This window comes from Pleionea sediminis, from assembly GCF_007570825.1.
Lineage (GTDB): Bacteria > Pseudomonadota > Gammaproteobacteria > Enterobacterales > Kangiellaceae > Pleionea > Pleionea sediminis.
Window position 1 is genome coordinate 520,470 of the sequence record NZ_SUNB01000002.1, and the last position, 21,177, is coordinate 541,646.

General features: G+C 40.6%; 19 protein-coding genes and 1 other RNA gene. 1 reads left to right on the top strand and 19 read right to left on the bottom strand.

From position 1 onward, the window contains the following. Positions 1 to 137: 137 nt before the first annotated feature. Positions 138 to 1,076 carry a M23 family metallopeptidase gene (locus tag FAX86_RS12185; RefSeq protein WP_144393688.1) on the bottom strand — a complete coding sequence of 313 codons (939 nt, stop codon included), beginning with the start codon at positions 1,074 to 1,076 and terminating at the stop codon, positions 138 to 140. Between the two features lie 115 nt (positions 1,077 to 1,191). Between FAX86_RS12185 and FAX86_RS12190 the strand changes: the two genes are divergently transcribed. After that, positions 1,192 to 1,506, top strand: a complete 315-nt coding sequence (locus tag FAX86_RS12190; RefSeq protein ID WP_144393689.1) for a DciA family protein — start codon at positions 1,192 to 1,194, stop codon at positions 1,504 to 1,506. Between the two features lie 71 nt (positions 1,507 to 1,577). Here FAX86_RS12190 and lpxC read toward each other — a convergent pair whose 3' ends face one another. The 18 genes from lpxC to rsmI all read right to left on the bottom strand — a co-directional run bounded on the left by lpxC (position 1,578) and on the right by rsmI (position 21,109). After that, a complete protein-coding gene (gene lpxC / locus FAX86_RS12195) occupies positions 1,578 to 2,492 on the bottom strand; it encodes a UDP-3-O-acyl-N-acetylglucosamine deacetylase (RefSeq protein ID WP_144393690.1) in 915 nt (304 codons plus the stop codon). A gap of 322 nt (positions 2,493 to 2,814) precedes the next feature. Further along, entirely contained in the window at positions 2,815 to 3,957 is a 1,143-nt protein-coding gene (gene ftsZ / locus FAX86_RS12200; RefSeq protein WP_144394038.1) for a cell division protein FtsZ, read from the bottom strand. Between the two features lie 50 nt (positions 3,958 to 4,007). After that, positions 4,008 to 5,240: a cell division protein FtsA gene (ftsA, locus tag FAX86_RS12205; RefSeq protein WP_144393691.1), complete on the bottom strand. Its 1,233-nt coding sequence runs from the start codon at positions 5,238 to 5,240 to the stop codon at positions 4,008 to 4,010. 24 nt (positions 5,241 to 5,264) lie between these two features. After that, positions 5,265 to 6,131, bottom strand: a complete 867-nt coding sequence (locus tag FAX86_RS12210) for a cell division protein FtsQ/DivIB (protein WP_144393692.1) — start codon at positions 6,129 to 6,131, stop codon at positions 5,265 to 5,267. After that, on the bottom strand, positions 6,128 to 7,066 hold the full coding sequence (locus tag FAX86_RS12215) for a D-alanine--D-alanine ligase (protein WP_144393693.1): 939 nt from the start codon (positions 7,064 to 7,066) through the stop codon (positions 6,128 to 6,130). The genes FAX86_RS12210 and FAX86_RS12215 overlap by 4 nt, the downstream gene beginning before the upstream one ends. Before the next feature lie 4 nt (positions 7,067 to 7,070). Further along, positions 7,071 to 8,507: a UDP-N-acetylmuramate--L-alanine ligase gene (murC, locus tag FAX86_RS12220; protein WP_144393694.1), complete on the bottom strand. Its 1,437-nt coding sequence runs from the start codon at positions 8,505 to 8,507 to the stop codon at positions 7,071 to 7,073. Between the two features lie 3 nt (positions 8,508 to 8,510). Further along, positions 8,511 to 9,587: an undecaprenyldiphospho-muramoylpentapeptide beta-N-acetylglucosaminyltransferase gene (gene murG, locus FAX86_RS12225; RefSeq protein ID WP_144393695.1), complete on the bottom strand. Its 1,077-nt coding sequence runs from the start codon at positions 9,585 to 9,587 to the stop codon at positions 8,511 to 8,513. Beyond that, positions 9,580 to 10,752 carry a putative lipid II flippase FtsW gene (ftsW, locus tag FAX86_RS12230; RefSeq protein ID WP_144393696.1) on the bottom strand — a complete coding sequence of 391 codons (1,173 nt, stop codon included), beginning with the start codon at positions 10,750 to 10,752 and terminating at the stop codon, positions 9,580 to 9,582. Before ftsW ends, murG begins: the two co-directional genes overlap by 8 nt. Continuing rightward, positions 10,749 to 12,092 (bottom strand): UDP-N-acetylmuramoyl-L-alanine--D-glutamate ligase, encoded by a 1,344-nt coding sequence (gene murD, locus FAX86_RS12235; RefSeq protein ID WP_144393697.1) that lies wholly within the window; start codon positions 12,090 to 12,092, stop codon positions 10,749 to 10,751. Before murD ends, ftsW begins: the two co-directional genes overlap by 4 nt. A 3-nt stretch (positions 12,093 to 12,095) precedes the next feature. After that, positions 12,096 to 13,178 carry a phospho-N-acetylmuramoyl-pentapeptide-transferase gene (mraY, locus tag FAX86_RS12240; protein WP_144393698.1) on the bottom strand — a complete coding sequence of 361 codons (1,083 nt, stop codon included), beginning with the start codon at positions 13,176 to 13,178 and terminating at the stop codon, positions 12,096 to 12,098. Beyond that, a complete protein-coding gene (locus tag FAX86_RS12245; RefSeq protein WP_144393699.1) occupies positions 13,178 to 14,551 on the bottom strand; it encodes a UDP-N-acetylmuramoyl-tripeptide--D-alanyl-D-alanine ligase in 1,374 nt (457 codons plus the stop codon). The genes mraY and FAX86_RS12245 overlap by 1 nt, the downstream gene beginning before the upstream one ends. Further along, a complete protein-coding gene (locus FAX86_RS12250; protein ID WP_144393700.1) occupies positions 14,548 to 16,068 on the bottom strand; it encodes a UDP-N-acetylmuramoyl-L-alanyl-D-glutamate--2,6-diaminopimelate ligase in 1,521 nt (506 codons plus the stop codon). Before FAX86_RS12250 ends, FAX86_RS12245 begins: the two co-directional genes overlap by 4 nt. Then, complete coding sequence (locus tag FAX86_RS12255) at positions 16,061 to 17,797, bottom strand: peptidoglycan D,D-transpeptidase FtsI family protein (RefSeq protein ID WP_144393701.1); 1,737 nt, start codon at positions 17,795 to 17,797, stop codon at positions 16,061 to 16,063. The genes FAX86_RS12250 and FAX86_RS12255 overlap by 8 nt, the downstream gene beginning before the upstream one ends. A 30-nt stretch (positions 17,798 to 17,827) precedes the next feature. Continuing rightward, on the bottom strand, positions 17,828 to 18,169 hold the full coding sequence (gene ftsL, locus FAX86_RS12260) for a cell division protein FtsL (protein ID WP_144393702.1): 342 nt from the start codon (positions 18,167 to 18,169) through the stop codon (positions 17,828 to 17,830). Continuing rightward, on the bottom strand, positions 18,166 to 19,101 hold the full coding sequence (gene rsmH, locus FAX86_RS12265; RefSeq protein ID WP_246128589.1) for a 16S rRNA (cytosine(1402)-N(4))-methyltransferase RsmH: 936 nt from the start codon (positions 19,099 to 19,101) through the stop codon (positions 18,166 to 18,168). Before rsmH ends, ftsL begins: the two co-directional genes overlap by 4 nt. After that, positions 19,101 to 19,565, bottom strand: coding sequence for a division/cell wall cluster transcriptional repressor MraZ (gene mraZ / locus FAX86_RS12270; RefSeq protein ID WP_144393703.1), 465 nt, complete (start codon positions 19,563 to 19,565; stop codon positions 19,101 to 19,103). Before mraZ ends, rsmH begins: the two co-directional genes overlap by 1 nt. Before the next feature lie 311 nt (positions 19,566 to 19,876). Then, positions 19,877 to 20,230: RNase P RNA component class A (gene rnpB, locus FAX86_RS12275), an RNA gene on the bottom strand. A gap of 36 nt (positions 20,231 to 20,266) precedes the next feature. Continuing rightward, the gene (rsmI, locus tag FAX86_RS12280) at positions 20,267 to 21,109 is read right to left on the bottom strand and encodes a 16S rRNA (cytidine(1402)-2'-O)-methyltransferase (RefSeq protein WP_144393704.1); all 843 of its coding nucleotides are present in this window, start codon (positions 21,107 to 21,109) and stop codon (positions 20,267 to 20,269) included. Positions 21,110 to 21,177 lie beyond the last annotated feature (68 nt).

Here is a 21,177-nt window from a genome sequence, read left to right on the forward strand (position 1 = left end):
AGACACCTATAAAACGCGTTTCCCACACGGCAAAGAGGTTTAATTGGGATTAAATATAAAATTACAAGGTGTAAAAATGCAAACAGCCGACCTTTAAGGTCAGCTGTTTAGAATTTACTTAATAAGAATAGATAAAACTAGGATTTACTGCGTCGATTTACATAACGAAGTGGATTAATCTGGCGCCCATCCTTTAAAATCTCATAATGAACGTGTGCTCCTGTCGAACGACCGGAGTTACCCATTTTAGCAATCGGCTCATGTTTTCCAATAACTTGACCAACTTCAACTAGTGCTTCTTTATTGTGTCCATAGCGAGTGACATAACCATCACCATGACTTATTTCAATTAACAAACCATAGCCATAACGATCACCAACAAAAGAAACCACTCCAGCCGCGGTACTAAGCACAGAAGAGCCCTCTTTTCCTGCAAAATCTAATCCAGCATGCCACGCAGGTCGCCCTGTAAAAGGATCAGTTCGACGACCATAAAATGATGACATCCAACCTTTGGCAATTGGTCGGCCAGAAATATATCGCTCAACGCCGATTTGCTTATCTAAAATCAATGATTCGAGAGCAGATAATTGCTGTTCACGACTCAATAATTGCTTGCTTATCTCGTCCAGCATCGCAAAAAACTCATCGCTACTGCTCGAGTTTAGGTTTTCATCAAACTCTTCAGGCCCACCCAAAGCAGGAGGAACCGAGAAATCAAATTCTTTTGCATCCAAACCAGCAATATTGGCCACGCGAGAGCCAGCAGCATCCAGTCTTCTTACGTGAGCTTGCAAAATACCTAACCTCGCGGTCAAAGCATTAATTTGCTTTTGAGATAACTCTTTCGCTCGCTCAACTTCTGACTTTTGCTCCACCAGTTGTAAACGCCAGTTTTCAATAGTCGACTGGTCAACATCAGCGATATGCCCTTGATACTTTGCAAGTTGATAACCGCTGATAGCAGTAATGACCGGTAAAGCAAGTGCAAAAGCGACTAGCATAAAAATGCCAAGCTTGGTGACCTTTAAACTGCGAATCCCGTGTCGAGAACGCTGTAATATCGTAAAACTCATTGATCCAATACCCTAATCTATTGGCTAACTTCTAACGTGGTAGAGTTAGTGTTCTTTTTGTTATTATTAATATTTGGAACGAAAATCCCCCTACATCCAACAACTTAGAGGACGTATGAAAAAACCTTCACCCGAATCATTGACCTCAATATCGGATAAAGCCGAGGGTTCACTAAGATATATTTTAGACAATTTAGCAAAAATCAAACAGTTAGACCAGATAGTTAAAGCAAAATTGAATAAAAATCTTACACCTCATTGTCGTGTTGCCAACTATCGGGATAACCGTATAGTCATTGCAGCCGACTCCAGCTCATGGGCAACACGCTTAAAATTTGAACTTCCGAATCTACTATCGAACTTAAGAGCCGAAGGATTCGCTGGCCTTCAGGCGATAGACGTCATCATTTCCGAAAAGCCACAGAAATAACAAATTTTACCTACGCTACTATACAAAAACGCCAAAGCAGAAGCTTTGGCGCCTTAGAAAATCAGGGATATCTAGACTGATAAAATGGGATTCATAATGTACGATATCGGAGCTGCTGTTGCATCTTCAAACGTTACAGTCTCCCACGCTTCCGAATCAGAAATCAAAGTTCGCAATAACTTATTATTGAGAGCGTGCCCTGATTTAAATCCTGAAAATGAACCAACTAAGCTATTGCCCAACAAATACAAATCACCAATTGCGTCTAAAATCTTATGTTTTACGAATTCATCTTCATAACGAAGACCGTCTTCATTCAAAATCCGATAATCATCCAGAACAATCGCATTCTCTAAACTTCCGCCTTGCGCCAGGTTTTTAGAACGAAGATATTCAATATCATTCATAAAACCAAAGGTTCGCGCTCGACTTACTTCTTTAACAAATGACGTGCTAGAAAAGTCGATAACTGATGTTTGCGATCGGTCTTTGAATACAGGGTGATCAAAATCAATCGTAAAAGAAACTTTAAAACCATCGAATGGCTCGAAAACGGCTTTCTTATCACCATCTTCAACAACCACTTTTTTCTTAATTCGAATAAACTTTTTAGCTTTGCTCTGCTCTTCAATACCGGCAGACTGCAATAAAAACACGAAAGGACCCGAACTACCATCCATAATGGGTACTTCAGGTGCAGAAACATCGATATAAGCATTATCAACACCAAGGCCAGCCATCGCAGCAAGCAAATGCTCAACGGTTGAAATTCTCACATCATCTTTTATAAGACAGGTAGAGAGGGTAGTGTCACCCACATTCTCTGGTGCAGCAGCAATCTCAACGACAGGCTCTAAATCAACACGACGAAATACAATTCCGGTATCAACAGGGGCAGGACGAAGAGTCAAATAAACTTTTTCACCAGTGTGCAAACCAACACCAGTAGCTCGAATGGCAGTACGTAAAGTACGCTGTCTAATCATTAAGCTATCACTCCAATAACTGTGTTTCTGAGGAGCTCCACTCCGACATACCATCCATGAAGGGCACACATCGTACCAGAACTCAAACACGTTTGAAACTTTAGTAGTACATTTTTTACTCAAAGTGCGAAAATTATCAAATTTTCGCTTTTTTGACACGACTTTGAGTCCATTTGAGCCGTATTTTCGATCATTTCTAAGCTCAATCAAAGCTTTTTCAGCACAATAGTACTACACGACCACATAAGCAGGCACAGAAGGGGGGCACCTGCTCAGTGTTTGTACACTAGACAACAATAATTAACGTTATCTGAACAGAAGCTTAATCGGCCTGCTTTCTCAAAAATGCCGGAATATCAAGATAATCCATATCACTACCCGCAGCGTTTTTCGTCTCTCCTCCATTTTGTTGACGAATTACGGTTGGGCGATCCAGCTTCTGATAGTCAGTTGACCCATCTGGTTTCAGATTTTCTTCAGTCTTAGACACCAGTTTTACAGGTTGCTCACCTTTAGCCAGAAGCCCTGTAGCCACCACTGTGACCCTCAATTCATCATTAAGTTCAGGATCAATAGCAGTTCCTACAACAACCGTCGCTTCTTCTGAAGCAAAATCTTGAACAATACTTCCAACTTCAGCGAATTCATCAATGTTCATATCTTCGCCACAAGTAATGTTGACCAATATTCCTCGAGCACCCGACAAGTCAACATCTTCAAGCAAAGGACTAGCAACAGCAGTTTCTGCGGCGATTTTCGCACGGTTTTCACCAGAAGCAATTCCAGTTCCCATCATTGCCATACCTTTCTCTGACATAACTGTGCGAACATCTGCGAAATCGACATTTATTAAGCCAGGTCGTGTGATTAACTCAGCGATCCCTTGCACAGCACCGTGCAATACGTCATTTGCCGCACGAAATGCTTCTGTCAGTGCTTTACCCTTTAATACAGATAACACTTTGTCATTCGGCACAATTATTAAAGAGTCTACATGGCGTCGCAACTCTTCAATCCCTTCTTCTGCAACTTTCATGCGTTTTTTCAACTCAAAGAAAAATGGTTTTGTCACCACAGCAACAGTAAGAATTCCCATTTCTTTCGCGATCTCAGCAACAACTGGCGCAGCACCGGTTCCTGTTCCACCACCCATTCCGGCGGTCAAGAACACCATATCAGTGTCTTTAAGCACTTCCTGAATGCGCTCACGATCTTCAAGAGCAGCTTGGCGGCCAACTTCCGGATTAGCTCCAGCACCCAACCCTTTGGTAATACTGCCTCCCAACTGGATGGATGTTCTAGCATTTGATTTACTTAATGCTTGCGCATCTGTATTGGCGCAAACAAAATCAACACCGTCGATATTAGCAGCAAGCATGTGTTCGACAGCGTTGCCACCTCCGCCTCCAAGGCCAATGACTTTAATAACTGCACGATCCTGGCAGTTATCTATCAGTTCAAACATATTAGGCATAGTTATTTCCCCTTCTTCTTCAACTTCAATAATTCAGACGATTAAAAACCGCTGAACCAACTTTTCATTCGCTCAAAAACCGATATCACTCCTGACGACTTTCGAGGCGTGAAATGAAAATCTCTCGTTTGCTGGTGTCCATAAAGTAACAATCCAACACCCGTTGCATAAATTGGATTGCGAACAACATCCGACAATCCTTTTACATATTGCGGCATTCCTAAACGGACTGGCATATGAAATACTTCTTCTGCCAATTCAATGAGCCCTTCCATTTTTGAAGAGCCTCCCGTCAGAACAATCCCCGCAGGAATAATTTCCTCAAATCCGCTACGACGCAATTCTGCCTGGATTAAATTAAACAGCTCCTCGTAACGAGGCTCAACTACTTCAGCCAATGTTTGACGAGACAAACGTCTAGGCGCTCGTTCACCAACACCAGGAACTTCAATAGTGTCTTCTAAAGAAGTTAATTGGCGTAATGCGCAAGCGTATTTAATTTTAATATCTTCAGCGTGTTGTGTTGGCGTTCTTAAAGCAACAGCGATATCGTTCGTAACTTGATCACCCGCAATTGGAATTACGGCCGTATGTCTTATTGCACCCTCAGTGAAAATGGCAATATCTGTTGTTCCACCACCGATATCAACTAAACAGACTCCCAGTTCTTTTTCGTCTTCAGTTAGAACTGAGTAACTCGATGCTAACTGCTCTAAAATAATGTCATCTGTGTCCAATCCACAGCGACGCACACACTTAACAATATTTTGGGCCGCACTAACCGCTCCCGTCACCATGTGAACTTTAGCCTCCAAGCGCACCCCCGACATTCCAATCGGTTCACGAATCCCTTCTTGATTATCAATAACAAATTCTTGTGGCAGTACATGTAATATTTTCTGGTCAGCGGGAATTGCCACGGCTTTCGCAGCGTCAATGACCCTCTCAACATCTTGAGCATTAACTTCTTGATCACGAATGGCAACTATTCCGTGAGAGTTCATACTTTTGATATGACTACCAGCAATACCTGTAAATACAGAGTGTATTTGACATCCAGCCATTAACTCAGCTTCTTCTACTGCTCTTTGTATTGATTGCACAGTTGATTCAATATTGACAACAACACCTTTCTTTAATCCCCGAGAAGGATGTGAGCCAATACCAATAATATCAATTTGATCATTAGCATTAACTTCGCCCACAATAGCGACAACTTTAGATGTTCCGATATCTAATCCAACAATCAATTTTTTTTCTGGTGCTCTTGTCATATTCGCTCTCTATATCACCCTGAACTAATTGTGAGCTACTTGTTCGTTTTTGTTATCTTCCCAGCCCACAGCAACACCTGATTGGTAACGCAAATCGATGTAAGCCAAATGTTTATGATTTTGAGTCGATGCCTTTTCTACAACTAACAGAAATCTTTCGAGTCTCTCTGGCAAATCTTTTTTGCCTAAATACAGTCGGATTCCATTTTCTAATTTCATAATCCAACCTTGATGTGCCGAAAAATCTAAACGAACAATACGGTAGTCATTTTCTGGCATTTGCTCTGAGAAAAAATGATACATCGATAGTAAATCTTCCAAATCACCAAACTTGCCATATAGCAAAGGCAGTTCAGCAAACTTATTAATGTTAGTTGGTTCAAAAATAATACCTTCCTGACTAATCAGTTGTTTATTATTTAAGTTTAACCAAGGTTGATGCTCTTCTATTGATAGCATTAAAGTATTTGGGTAAATTTTTCGAGCAGAAACACTTTTCACCCAAGGGTGTTCAATCATCACACGTGTTATTTCATCCATACTCAACGTAAAGAAAGAACTTTCAACATTTGATTTCAAATAAACTTCTAACTCTTGTTCTGACACAAATTCAGCAGAGTTCAATAAAGCAACTCTCCAGTTCTCTGTTTGTCTATCAGTCGTCTGAACGTCTTCTTTTTGGGATAGCTGTTGAGTCTTATCCATACTCACCGGCGACTCGGAGCTAACGGTCTTACTCCACCACTCCGAAATAGGTTCCGCAAAACGCCAAGAAGCTACCGACAAACAAATGCCTAAAAAAGAAAAAGCAACAGCCTTAAGCCATTTTGCTCCTTCCTTTTTCGAATCATTCGTTTTTACGGTCGCCATTCGACGCTTTCTATCACTCATAAACTTGTCTTTAATATTTCCACTGTCAATTGGTTAAAACTGATACCTTTTTGTTTAGCTGCTTTTGGAACCAAACTCGACTCAGTCATTCCTGGAACGGTATTCGCTTCCAAGAGCTTGAATTGCTGAGTAGCGTTATCTCGAATAAAGTCCACTCGTCCCCAACCTTTACATCCCAAACTATTAAATGCAGTTAACGCCATTGATTGAATCAAAACTTCTTCTTCTTCATTCAAACCACTAGGACAAAAGTATTGAGTGTCTTTAGAGTTATATTTAGCTTCGAAATCATAAAAATCTCGAGTTGTTTCCATAGAAATACTCGGCAGTGCCTCATCATTCAAAATAGACACGGTATACTCTTTGCCTTCAATAAATGACTCAACCAACACCTCACTATCAAACTCACGGGCGTGCTCAATGGCATCCATTAAACTCTCTATAGAGTCAACTTTACTCATACCAACACTTGAACCCTCATGCGATGGTTTAACAAATAAGATTGGACCTAACTTACCAAAAACTTGCCTTAAGAATTGGTCATTCATCTTATCTTTACTGGTTACTAAAACATGGGCCGCAACGGGCAATCCCATCGCTTTCCAAATCATTTTACTGCGCCATTTATCCATTGCTAATGCACATCCCAATACGCTACTACCGGTATAAGGAATGTTTAAAGTCTCTAACACACCCTGAAACTGTCCGTCTTCTCCTCCACGACCATGAAGTGCATTCCAAGCACGATCAACTTTTTGTTGAATTAAATCAGATATAGAATTTTCTTTAGGATCAAATGCAAAAGCATTAATCCCTTCCGATAAAAGCGCTTTCAGAACGGCTTCCCCAGAGCGCAAAGATATCTCTCGTTCAGCCGAATTTCCGCCGAGTAAAACTGCGACTTTTCCAAATTGTTCGGCATACTCGCTGCTCATTAAATTAACTCTTCAAAAAAATAGTTTCTTTATTACGATGCCAATGACTTGAAATCTTGCCAACATCTCCGGCGCCCTGTGTCAGAACCAAGTCGCCATCATTTAAAACATTTGGCATCAGTTCATCTAACTTATCTCGACTCTCAACATAAATGGGTTCAAGCTCTCCTCGCTGACGAATACTGCCACATAACGCTTTGCTGTCAGCTCCTGCTACAGGTTTCTCACCCGCTGCGTAGACGTCAAGTAAAAGCAGCACATCAACAGAAGACAAAACAGAAACAAAATCTTCGTACAAATCTCTCGTTCTTGAATAGCGATGAGGTTGATAAACCATAACCAATCTTCTTTCTGGCCAACCTTCTCTAACAGCTTCAATAGTCGCCTTTACTTCTTTAGGGTGATGTCCATAATCGTCAACCACTTCAACTTCACCTTTTGCGCAAGGGAAGGTACCGAAGGAGTGGAAACGACGGCCAATTCCTTCAAAGTTTAATAATGCCTCTTTAATCGCGGGTTCTTTAACGCCTTCTTCAATTCCGACAGCAATAGCAGCCAACGCATTTAAGACATTATGCTTACCAGGTAAATTCAAATCGATTGCAATCGGTCGTCCAGTTTGTTTACGTTGCACCTGAAAACGACTGACATTTCCTACTTGAGAAAAATCCATCGCTCGATAATCCGCTTTTTCATCAAACCCGTAGGTGACATAAGGTCGAGATAATCTAGGTAAAATTTCTCTAACAACAGGATCATCGATACACAATACAGCCAATCCATAAAACGGAAGATTATGAAGGAAATCGACAAAAGCTTGTTTCAAATTGTCAAAATCACCATAAGTATCCATATGATCGGCATCAATATTTGTCACAACGCTCACTAAAGGCTGCAAATGCAAAAAGCTTGCGTCACTCTCATCGGCTTCCGCAATAAAGTAACGGCTCGATCCCATTTGAGCATTACTACCAGCACTATTTAATACGCCACCAATTACAAATGTAGGATCCAAGCCACCTTTCGCACAAACTGTCGTGATCAAGCTAGTCGTTGTCGTTTTTCCATGAGTTCCCGCAATAGCAATACCGTGTCGATATCGCATTAACTCAGCTAACATTTCGGCACGTCGAACGATAGGTATTCGTCTCATACGCGCGGCTTCCAGTTCTGGATTACTGCTATCAATAGCGGACGAGACTACAACCACATCTGCACCTAAGACATTATTCGCGGTATGAGAAAAGCTTATATCGGCTCCCATCTTAATTAATCGATCAGTTACAGAGCTTTGATTTCTATCCGAACCTGAAATCCGATATCCTTGATTAAGCAACACCTCGGCAATTCCGCTCATACCGACACCACCAATACCGACAAAATGAATTTGACGAATTCGCCTCATTTCTGGAATTGGAAAGTTTTGCTTTATCGATTTCATAAATTAACTACTCTTAATCAAAGACTCACAAAAATCACTGATTTTTGTTGATGCATTTATAATTGCTAACTTTTTTGCTGCACGAGACATTTCTAAAATTTTTTCAGGCTGCTCTATAAATTCATTTAACAATGACTCAACTTGTTCTATGTTCGCTTGCTGAATCACTTTCGCCGCGCCTTTATCCGCAAGAACTTTAGCATTTGCTGTTTGATGATCATCCACCGCAAATGGATAAGGCACAAATATCGCAGCAATTCCGATTACAGAAACTTCACTCACAGTTAAAGCACCTGAACGGCAAATTACAATATCCGCCCATTGGTAGGCTTTATCCATGTCATGAATAAATTCACTAACAACCACAGACTCAGAAAACGAATCATAATAAGATTTAACGGTTCCTAGTTTACCTTTACCTGTTTGGTGCCAAACCGAAATCTTATTTTCTAGCAGCAACAAGCGAAAGGTTTCTGGAAGATGATCGTTAAATGCTTGTGCGCCACGACTTCCACCCACGACCAAAACATTAATCGGACGATTATTCGCGAGTTTCAGCTCTTTATTTAACTTCACCAATGACTGACGAATAGGATTTCCTGTTGTCACTACTTTCGGGTGTCGTTCAAAGACCCCTTCAAAAGCCTGACACACCAGCGACGCGAATTTTGACAACAATTTATTCGTCAACCCAGCAACAGCATTTTGTTCATGAATGATTAATTTACGTCTCATTAAATAAGCAGCCAAACCACCTGGACCACTAGCAAAACCACCAAATCCCAATACCAATTGACTTTTCGATGTCACAATAAATCGCATTGCTTTAATCACACATAGCAATAGCAAAAATGGTGCTTTTAATAAATCAAGCTTTCCTTTGCCTCGTAAACCACTAACTGGTAACGAGTACATAGGTATTGATTCTCTTGTAACAAGCTCTTGCTCCATTCCACCATCTGAGCCTAACCAAGTTACAGAATAGCCTCGTGTCATTAATTCATTAGCTACAGCTAATGCCGGATAAATATGGCCTCCGGTACCACCCGCCATAACTAATACATTTGGCGCACTATCCATTTTTGCGCCTCCTTTTACTTCTACTGCTTTTTGCCAATTCACTTTGAGTTTCGTAGTGAACACGTAACAAAATTGAAATCGCTACACTGCATACAACTAAACTGTTTCCACCATAACTGATAAATGGCAAAGTTAACCCTTTCGTAGGCAAGGCTCCACTACTGACACCAATATTGACCAATGCTTGCAAAGTAAGCCAAATAGTAATTCCATAAGCCAGATAAGCGGAATATGCCTGTTGTAATTTTAAAGCTTCACGCGCAATTTTCATTCCGCGCCAGAATAAAAAAAGAAATAATGCAACAACCGCTAAAACACCTATAAATCCAAATTCCTCAGCAAATACAGCAAAAACGAAATCGGTATGTGCTTCTGGCAAATAAGATAGTTTTTGAATGCTATTACCTAACCCTTCACCAAACCAATTTCCACGACCGAAAGCTATTAGTGATTGAGTTAACTGATAGCCCGAACCAAAAGGATCTTTCCAAGGGTCTAAAAATACCATCAAGCGTTCATAACGATATGGTTGGCTAATTGCTACCCCAAACAAAGCAGCACCAACACCACCGCTCAGTAATATGAACTGCCACAACTTAGCGCCGGCAATAAACATCATACTCAGAGTTGTTATAGCAATAACCGCTGCCGCACCAAAGTCAGGCTCAGCAACTAGTAGAACAGTAATTAAACTTACGACAAGGAGAGGCTTAATAAAACCTTGTATCTGTGTTTGTAACTCATCCGTTCTTCTCACTAAATAACCAGCAATGTATGTAATCACAAAAAGCTTTACTAGCTCTGATACTTGAACAGTAATCGGCCCAATTGCAATCCAGCGCTTACTACCATTAACTGTTCTTCCGATAAATAAAACCGCGACTAGCAGAATAATCGATACGATCAACAAATAAGGTCCGTACTTTTGCCACAATTCAATCCGTAGACCTAAGGTTACATAAGCAGCTACAAGAGCAATTGCCAAATAAGCAAAGTGCCGCTTAATAAAGAAAAACGCATTAGCTTCAATATGTTTTTCAGCGTACGGTATAGAAGTTGAGACAACCATCATTCCGCCAATTGCCAATAAAACAAAAACAGTCATTAATAACTTTGTATCTATCAACTGAGTAATATTACTTGGAAGCGTTAACGTTTGACTCATACCGCCTCCTTCACTAGTTGCATGAAATGCTCTCCACGCTGAATGTAATTTTCATACATATCTAAGCTCGCACATGCGGGAGAAAAAAGAACACAATCACCGGTCTTTACAACTTGCTTTACTTGATTGACCGCAGTATTTAGATTGGACACTTTAATGCACAGGTCACCCGAAACTGTTGACAAAATTTTGTCAGCATCTTTTCCAAAAACATAACATCTAACGACATAACTCTCTATGTACTGTCCCAGCTCAGATAGATCCGCTCCCTTAGCATCACCGCCAGCAATTAAGTAGAGATTTTTTGCGGATTTAGCAAAACTATTAATTGCACTTAGTGATGCACCGACATTTGTCGCTTTTGAATCGTTGACCCATAAGACGCCGTCGTTCGAAGCAACTATCTGACAACGATGTTCCAAACCAGAATAATCGGATAACGCTTGAATCACACTAGAATCAATCGTTAATCCATAGAGTTCTAGTATCGCCAAGCAAGCCGCGATGTTTAATCCATTGTGAAATCCTTTTAATTGTACATCACTCTCATTAACTAACGTCGCACCAAATCTCTCGATAATAAATCCATTATTAGATTGAGAAACTTTAAAGTCAGCAGTATCTGAAGCTCCAAATGAAAGCTGATTACCAGGCATTGACAGATCATGCGTTAACGAATCGTCAATGTTAACTGCAGCCGAATCACTAAACTGATACAATTTTCGTTTAATATTGGCGTAATTTTCTAACGTTTTATGCCGATCCAAATGATCTTCACTAATATTTAAAACACAAACTACCTCAGCATTTAAACTTTTAACCGTTTCCAATTGAAAGCTCGATAACTCTAAAACAAATATTTCCACATCATTATCATCTAAGAGGTCTAAAACAGGATGTCCAATATTACCAGCCACAATGCAGCGTTTGTTCAGTTTACTAAGCAACCATCCCAAGCAGTCACAAACGGTTGATTTTCCATTTGACCCCGTAACGGCGATGATAGGTGTTTTACATTCTCGGGCGAAAAGCTCTATATCACCAACCACTTCCAATTCGTAATCTTTGATTGCCTTTGCCAATTGAGGATGAGATAAGTCAACTCCAGGGCTCGCTACTAACAAATCAAAATTCTCAAAGCGAGAGCTTTCAAATTCGCCACGATGAATCTCAACTCGTTCGTCAAATTCAGCAAATAACGAGTGATACGATGCATCTTCACGAGAATCAAAGACTGAAACTTTCCAGCCTTTACGCAAACCATAACGTACGCATGAAGCACCGGTCATACCGAGCCCCAATACAGCTACGTTAAATATTTTTGCGTTAGTCGTTTTCATTCTTTACCGTATCTTAAGTGTTGCTAGTCCAATAAGAACCAACACAACTGAAATAATCCAAAAACGGACGATAACTCTTGGCTCTGGCCAACCTTTCAATTCATAATGATGATGTAAAGGCGCCATATTAAAAATTCTTCTGCCAGTTAACTTGTATGATCCAACTTGTAAGATGACCGAAACTGTTTCCATAACAAATATTCCGCCCATAATAAACAAAACAAGCTCCTGTCTAACTGCAACCGCCAAAGTCCCTAAAGCTGCGCCCAAACCAAGGGCTCCAACATCACCCATAAAAACTTGCGCAGGATAAGCGTTAAACCATAAAAAACCTAACCCGGCCCCAACAATCGCTCCACAAAAGATCGTTAGCTCACCAACCCCAACGACATAAGGAATCGCTAGATATTCAGAAAAATTTATATTTCCAGTTACATATGCAAATATTCCTAATGCACCGGCTACCAAAACGGTAGGTAAGATAGCTAGTCCATCTAACCCATCCGTTAAGTTGACTGCATTGCTTGTTCCAACAATGACAAAGTAAGTCATAGGAATAAAAAAAACTCCCATAGCGATAGCTACATTTTTAAAAAATGGAACTATCAAAGTTGTTTCGACCGGAGACGTTTGTGTTTGAAATAAATAAATGGCAACTGTAAGACCAACAACCGACTGCCAAAAATATTTCCATCGAGCTGGCAAGCCCGTTGGATCTTTACGAATGAGTTTTCGATAATCATCTACCCATCCAATAATCCCAAAAGCTAACGTTGACAATAAAACGACCCACACATGGCGATTTTCTAAATCACCCCATAGCAATGTCGATAATGCAATAGCAATTAGAATTAATGCACCACCCATAGTTGGCGTGCCAGACTTTGATAAATGTGTTTGTGGTCCATCATTTCTTACTGTTTGTCCGATTTGATAATGAGCTAATTTTCTGATCATTATCGGACCAATAAACAGAGAAAGCAGCAACGCAGTAATAACACTGAGAATGGCTCTTAGCGTCAAGTAATTAAATACATTAAAGCCAGAATAGTATTGCTGTAAATATTCAGTTAACCACAGTAACATTAACACGCCCCCTCAAAATTTTGCTGCGTCCACTTGAGAATGGGTGTAACTATGTCTTCCATGTGAGCGCTTCGAGATCCTTTAAGCAATACAGCTGTTTTTTTGTTTTTAATTTTTTCAATAATAAAGTCGACCATTTCCTTTTGAGTAGCAAAATGATAAGCCCCTTCTTTAAAAGCCTGGTGAGCAAAATGACTTAACACGCCAATTGTCAGTAGTAAGTCAACTCCCGATTCTTTTGCATATACACCTGCTTTATGGTGATACTCTCTCGCCTCATCACCTAATTCTCCCATATCGCCAAGCGCTAATATTTTTAATCCATCTTCATTAGTTAATACATCAATGGCTGCTGCCAATGATGTGTAGTTTGCATTGTAGGAATCATCAATAATTACCAACTCATCACTAGGACGATGAACTTCTAGCCGTCCTTTAACACCGGTAAATCCTCTCAATGATGCAACAATGTTTTCTATAGAAATGCCTATTGATAAACATGCCGCCGTTGCTGCTAATGCATTCATAACATTATGACGACCGGGTACTGCCAAGGACACTTCATGACATTTACCATTATGATGTAAATGAAAACGCACACCTGACGGTTTACTTGAATCAATACTTGTAGCGAATATATCCGCTTCATTTTTGATACCAAAAGTAACTTTCTTTTGACCTATTCGCGCTCGCCAATAATTTGCAAAATTATCATCCACATTAATAATGGCAGTTCCTTTGGCATTGAGTCCTTCGTATATTTCACCTTTCGCCTCAGCCACCCCTTGCAAATCACCAAAACCTTCTAAATGAGCGGCTGCCACATTATTAATTAGAGCAACATCTGGGCGAACCAATTCCGTTGTGTATCTAATTTCTCCAGGGTGATTCGCACCCATTTCCACTACAGCGAACTCATGTTCTTTAGTTAGTCGTAACAACGTTAATGGAACACCGATCTCGTTATTTAAATTGCCTAGTGTAGATAGCGTTTCTCCTTCATGATTGAGAATAGATGCAATCATTTCTTTTACCGATGTTTTGCCAACACTACCCGTCAATCCAATAACTTTGGCTGTTGATTTTTCTCTGATAAGTTGAGAAATTTGTCCCAAGGCATTTCTAGTATCTTTCACTATTACTTGAGGAACATCTAAACTAGACTGTTGCTCAACAACCAATCCTATAGCACCATCGTTAACAGCTTGTTCCAGAAAAACATGAGCATTGAAATTAGCCCCTTTTAACGCTACAAACAAACAACTTTCATTTGACTTTCGAGTATCAGTATTAATTTCATGAACTAATACATCTTCACCCACGAGTTGACCTTGTGTTGCTCGTGCTATTTCTGACATCTTTATCGGTATCATGCAGCTCGCTCCTTTAAAACTTCTCGAGCCAACTCAACATCACTAAGATGAAATTTCTTAGTACCTATTATTTGATAATCTTCATGTCCCTTGCCGGCCACTAAAATGATATCGTCAGAAGAGGCGAGCTTTGACGCCTCAACGATAGCTTCCTTTCGATCTTGAATGTATGTAACTCGATCCGGACTCTTTAATCCAGTTCGCATTTGTTCAATAATGCTATAAGGATCTTCCGTTCTTGGATTATCATCAGTAAACAGTACTGCATTAGAATACTTTTCTGCGACCTTTGCCATAATAGGCCGCTTCGCAGGATCTCTATCACCACCACAACCAAAAACAGTGATTATTTTTCCCGTACAGTGATCTCGAATTGCAAGAAGCGCTTGCTCTAACGCATCAGGAGTATGGGCATAATCCACAATAATACTAGGCTGACCTTTTTCTCGAATAAATTGCATACGCCCAGCAACGGAAGTGACTTGATTAACGGCCTCTAATACTTTTTGTACGTTACCTAATTTAATACCAAGCACCGCAACAACGGATAAAATATTATTGATATTAAAACGACCAACAAGCGGTACTTTAATTTTTCCCTCTCCCCAAGGTGTGAATACATCAGCCTGAATTCCTTTTTGATTAAGTTGAATATTCTCAACCCAAACCCATTGACTTAAATCAGCACCTTCACTCGGCTGTTTTGCTGAAACAAATATTTTACGAGCTTTAATCTCAATATCTTTCTTTAACTTTCGACCAAATTTGTCATCGACATTAATTACCACCCATTTTAAATTCTCAAACAAAAATAAACGGCGCTTAGCCAAACCATATGCATCCATTGTTTCATGGTAATCTAAATGCTCATGAGTCAAGTTGGTAAATACGGCAATGTCAAATGAAACGGCGTCTATTCGTCCTTGAACAAGTCCATGAGACGATACTTCCATAGCACTATTTCCGCATCCACTCTCCACTGCTTTATTAAGTTCTTTTTGAATTGTAATAGCATCAGCTGTTGTATTTTCATTTGAAACTTGTGCACCATAAGCTCCGCACCCCAAAGTTCCCATTGTCCAACAACATTTGTCAATTGTCTGAATCGTTTGAGCCAACATTTGAACACAGCTGGATTTTCCATTTGTCCCTGTCACGCCAATTACATTAAGTTTTTCAGAGGGATTATCATAAAATAATGAAGCCAACGCACTAAGGCGTTGATTAAGATCGTGGATCAATACAACAGTAATCGACAATTGAGCTAAATCACAAGCGACTGTCTCAGACAAATCATTCGCTTCACAAATAACAATACATGCACCATTTGCAACCGCATCATGAATAAATTGCCTGCCATCTAATTGGTGACCAACACAAGCAACGAAGCCAACATCTTTTGTTACTTTACGACTGTCTACTGTCCAATCATTAACTTTTAAAACTTTTTCGCCACAGAGTAGCTTCGCGTCTTTATACTTTTCACTAATTGAGTCGAAGTCAAAAATTTTATCCACGGTTCACCACCTTAGAATCTTTTGCTTCAACAATTTGTTCGATTTTATCGGGAACAATATTCAATAAACGCAACGCTTTTTCTGCTACATTAGAATACACAGGTGCGGCAACATCACCGCCGTAATATACATCGCCTTCTGGTTCATCAATCATGACAACCATCGCAATTTTCGGGTCACTAACCGGTGAGATTCCAGCAAAGAAAGATAAGTACTCATCACCGTAACCACCTTTAACTGCTTTACGCGCAGTACCTGTTTTTCCGGCTGTTCGATAGGATTCAAGAGCAGCATCAGTTGCAGTCCCACCTTCATTTACGACAGTTTCCATCATCGCTAATACTTTTTGTGTCGCACTTTTAGAAAAGATACGCTCTTCACTGATTGGTTTATCGAGCTTTAAAAAAGAAACGGGACGTTTTATACCGCCACTACCAATCACCGCATATGCTTGAGCCAGCTGTAGAGGAGTCACTTGGAATCCATAACCATAAGCCATTGTCGCTTTTTCAAATTTCGACCAATTAGGTCTAACATTAAATCGACCGCTGCTTTCTCCGGGAAATCCACTTCCGGTATCCAGACCAAACCCTAATCGATAAAAAGTATCTAAAAAACTATTATCATCTAACGCCAACGCCAATTTTGATACTCCGACATTACTCGACTTTTGCAAAATCTTTGTCACGGTTACTGTTCCATGATTGACCCCATCACGTACCCAATGATTACCAACGCGCATTTTTCCGGGTCCAGTCGAAATCAGAGTCCCAGGTTTTACAATATCTTTTTCAAGTGCAGTTAATACCGTAAAAGGTTTTGCCGTAGATCCAGGTTCAAACATATCTGTAACAGCACGGTTTCGAGTAAGTTGAGGCTGACGCTGGTCTTTTCGGTTTGGGTTGTAAGATGGTTGATTCACCATTGCTAAAACTTCACCGGTGTCAATGTCAACTATCACCAAACTGCCGGCTCGCGCACCATGACGTAATACAGCAGCTTTCAATTCGCGGTAAGCTAAAGCTTGTATTCGAGAATCCATACTTAAAGCGATCGACTCCCCCTGCTTTGCATCGTCCACAACACCTTTGTTTTCAATAACATTGCGATGTAAATCAACGATTACCTTTTCCTTGCCGGGTTCACCAATCAGTAAATCGTTATAAGCTTTTTCAACACCTTCTAATCCATTGGCATCAATACCAGTAAACCCAACTACATGAGAAGTTATTTCTGCAGTTGGGTAGTAACGTCGTTGCTCTTTTTGTAAGTACACTCCATCGATATCAAGTCGATGAATAAATTTAGCGAGTTCAGGATGTAATTGACGTTGTAACCAAACAAACCGTTTATCTTTTCGTTCTTGAACAAATCTTTTTAGTTCTCCTTCGGTCATCTTTAATGCATTAGCCAATTGCTTCCAACTGACAGAGTGCAATGTTGAAGGGGTTTTTAATATCGTTTTAGGATCAATCCAAAGAGATTCAACAGGGATGCTCCTTGCAAGCTCAACACCATTTCGATCAACAATCACACCTCGTCGAGTATCAATTCCTTGAATTCTGACACTTCGTTTGTCGGCCTCGGATGAAAGTCGGCTTGTTTCGTATATTTGCAAATAGGCAGCCCTGGCTAACACACCCACAAAAGCAAACGAAATTACACACAGCATCAATATATGACGCCATGTGCAAAGTGGTATGCCTTTTGGTTTTCGTGCTTGTCCCATTACTGTCCTATTATTATTTATCGATATTGTTTAGTGGTTATCGTCTTTTATTAAAATTTCATCTGTCGCCGCGACATTTTTCATCGCTAATTTTTTCCTCGCAATGCTTTCAATTCTATTATGTTCAGCCAGAGCTCCCTGTTCGAGTCGCAATGCCTCCCATTCCATCTCAAGCTCATATTGCCGGTGCTTCAAATCTTCTAAGTGAGCCGTTTGAGAACGCGTTAAATGGGTCACATAAGCTACGCCAATCGCATGCACCCACACAATGCCTCCCAATAATAAAATCCAACGCAATCTGAATAAGTTTTTTAGCATCACCAGAGGTAATGTTTTCTCCAACTTAGAAACGAACAGCTTAAGCCAATTCATAATTTTTCTGCCACACGCATAATGGCGCTTCTTGAACGAACATTATCATCTACTTCAACATCACTTGGCTTTATGGGCTTACCATGCAATTTAACTTTTGGTTTAATTGCATCTGCCATTACGGGCAAATCTTTTGGAAAATCATCTGCCTTGGCTAGCTTTTTAAAAAACCGTTTTACAATTCGGTCCTCTAACGAATGAAAGCTAATAACAACTAATCGGCCTCCGACTTTCAATGCATCGTACGCAGCTTCTAATCCTCGCTCTAAATCACTTAACTCTTCATTAATAAAAATACGAATTGCTTGAAAACTTCGTGTTGCCGGATGTTTGCCAGGATCTTTTTTAGGCACAGCATCGTCAATAATCTTGGCCAATTGAAGAGTTGTCGTTATTGGCTGTTCTGCCCGACTTTCAACAATGCGACGAGCAATGCGTGATGCGAATTTTTCCTCACCATATACTTTTAGAACGTGGCGTATTTTTCCTTCCTCTGCTTTTGCAAGCCATTGTGCGGCAGTTTGTCCTTGTGAAGAATTCATTCTCATATCGAGAGGGCCATCTTTCATAAAGCTGAACCCTCGTTCAGCTTGGTCTAACTGTGGAGAAGAAACACCTAAATCAAGTAGTATGCCGTCAACATTGCCAAAGACATCTCGCTTCTTCAGTACTTCCGCGAGCTCAGCAAAACTGGCATGAACGATTCCAAAACGGGAATCATCGCCAAACAATTTGTTTGCAAATTCGATTGCCTCAGGATCTTTGTCAAAAGCGAGTAAATATCCTTGCTCACATAATTGTTCCATTATTAAATGTGAGTGCCCACCACGACCAAAAGTTCCATCAACAAGAAAACTATCCGGCTGGATGCTCAGAGCATCCACCGCTTCTCGTAGAAGAACCGATTCATGTAGTTTTTGCGCATTCATCATTAAAACGCCAAGTCAGGTAATTGATCCGAGTCAAAATCATCATCAGCCAACAGCGATAAATCTTCAGCCTCTTGAGCTTTCCATTGGGTTTCATCCCAGATCTGGAAAGTTTCGCCTTGTCCCACAAGCATTAGCGATTTGGATAAACCGGCAAACTCTCGTAGTTCAGCTGGCAACAACAAACGACCGTTACCATCAACATCAACTTCTTTAGCAGAACCAATAGTGACTCTTTTAAACAGACGATAGGCTTTCTTACTGCTGGGTAGAGCACGAACTTGCTCTTCAAAGTCTTCCCAATTGTGGAGTGGGAATAGTAGGAGATTAGGAGTGTCGAGTTCGTATGGATTTTTAGTGACAACCATGCGGCCGTTGCAAATGTCAGACAGGCGATCGCGATAACGGGCCGGAATGGCTATCCGTCCCTTTGCATCAAGATTTATTGAAGTTGCACCTCGAAACACGACCTACCCTCTCTAATAACCACTTAGCGTCCCAAGACAGTTATTTAGATCCACAAAATGTCACTATTCTCCACTTCTTTACACTATAGGTACGAGGGAAATCTCAGTCAAGAAAAAAAGCTGACGAAATCCTAAATTTTTTCCTTATTTGACAATAAGTTAGAGGTGGATCACATAAAACATTCGAGATTAGGGCATGAATAACATGTTTTTCATGCAATTACGTATCAAACTTAAAGTAATTTCTTAAGTATTTTGCCTTTAGAAGCGTTTGGAATTATAGAGCAGAATTATATAAAAGAACGTTAGAAAAATTTGGCTGGCCTATAAGCCGGATTCTGTCGAGAACAGTCATTCTTCTAGGTTTTGCGTCACCACAAAACTCAAGCAACCTACCCGGATCCAGTGCGGGTCACACTGTCAGGATCCCTATTTGGTCTTACTTCAAGTGGGGTTTACCTTGCCGCTTCTGTTACCAGTCGCGCGGTGCGCTCTTACCGCACCATTTCAACCTTACCTGATCAGCAAAAGCTGCCATCGGCGGTATATTTTCTGCTGCACTTGCCGTGGGCTTTCGCCCCCCAGGCGTTACCTGGCACTTTACCCTGCGAAGTCCGGACTTTCCTCCCCCCGATTGCTCGGGCGGCGACTGTCCAGCCAGCCAGCGTGTATTTTGACGGCTAATCCATTTGAAAACAAGCTCAAAGCTTCATCTCAAGCGCTTTTGCATACAAATCTTTTTTTGATTCACCTGTTAAATTAGCTACGATTTGAGCCACTAGCTTAGTCGGTAAATGTGGTGTTAGCTCTTTTAATAGCTGGTGACTACTTACTTTACTTTCAAGGAGCTCTTTATCGGCCCCCTGAATCATAACAACAAATTCTCCGCGAGTTTGATTTGAGTCAGCATTAATCAAATCCAGTATCGAAGCAGGCTTACCGGCAAGAACCGTTTCAAACTGCTTAGTTAATTCTCTAGCAATAACCATTTCTCTCTCATCGCCAAAGACTTCGCAGAGATCTTCAACGCATCCTTTAATACGATGTGAAGACTCGTAAAATACGACGGTGCGAGTTTCATCCTTTAAAGCCAAAAGCTGTTTCTTGCGTGCCGTCGATTTACTGGACAAGAAACCCTCAAAACAAAAACGGTTCGTCGGCAGTCCAGCAACAGACAAAGCAGCCACTAACGCACTTGGACCAGGAATAGGAACCACTGAAAACTCACGCTCTCGAAGTTCTCTTACTATAAAATAGCCAGGATCACTAATTAATGGAGTGCCAGCATCCGAGACAAGTGCTAAGCTAAGTCCAGATTGGAGCCACTCCTCGATTTGCTCTATTCTTTGTCGTTCATTATGGTCGTGTAATGAAACTAACGAACCTTTTATACCAAAATGCGTCAAAAGCTGATGAGTACGCCGCGTGTCTTCGGCTAAAATACGGTCAACTTGCTGGAGTATTTGCAAAGCTCTTTGGGTGATATCGCCAAGATTACCAATAGGCGTCGCTACAACGTACAATGTACCAGACTGTGAATCCATAAACGAATCAACTTAGAAAATTTGATAAAATTATATACTAATAATGCTCAGAGTTAACCGGAAGCAAA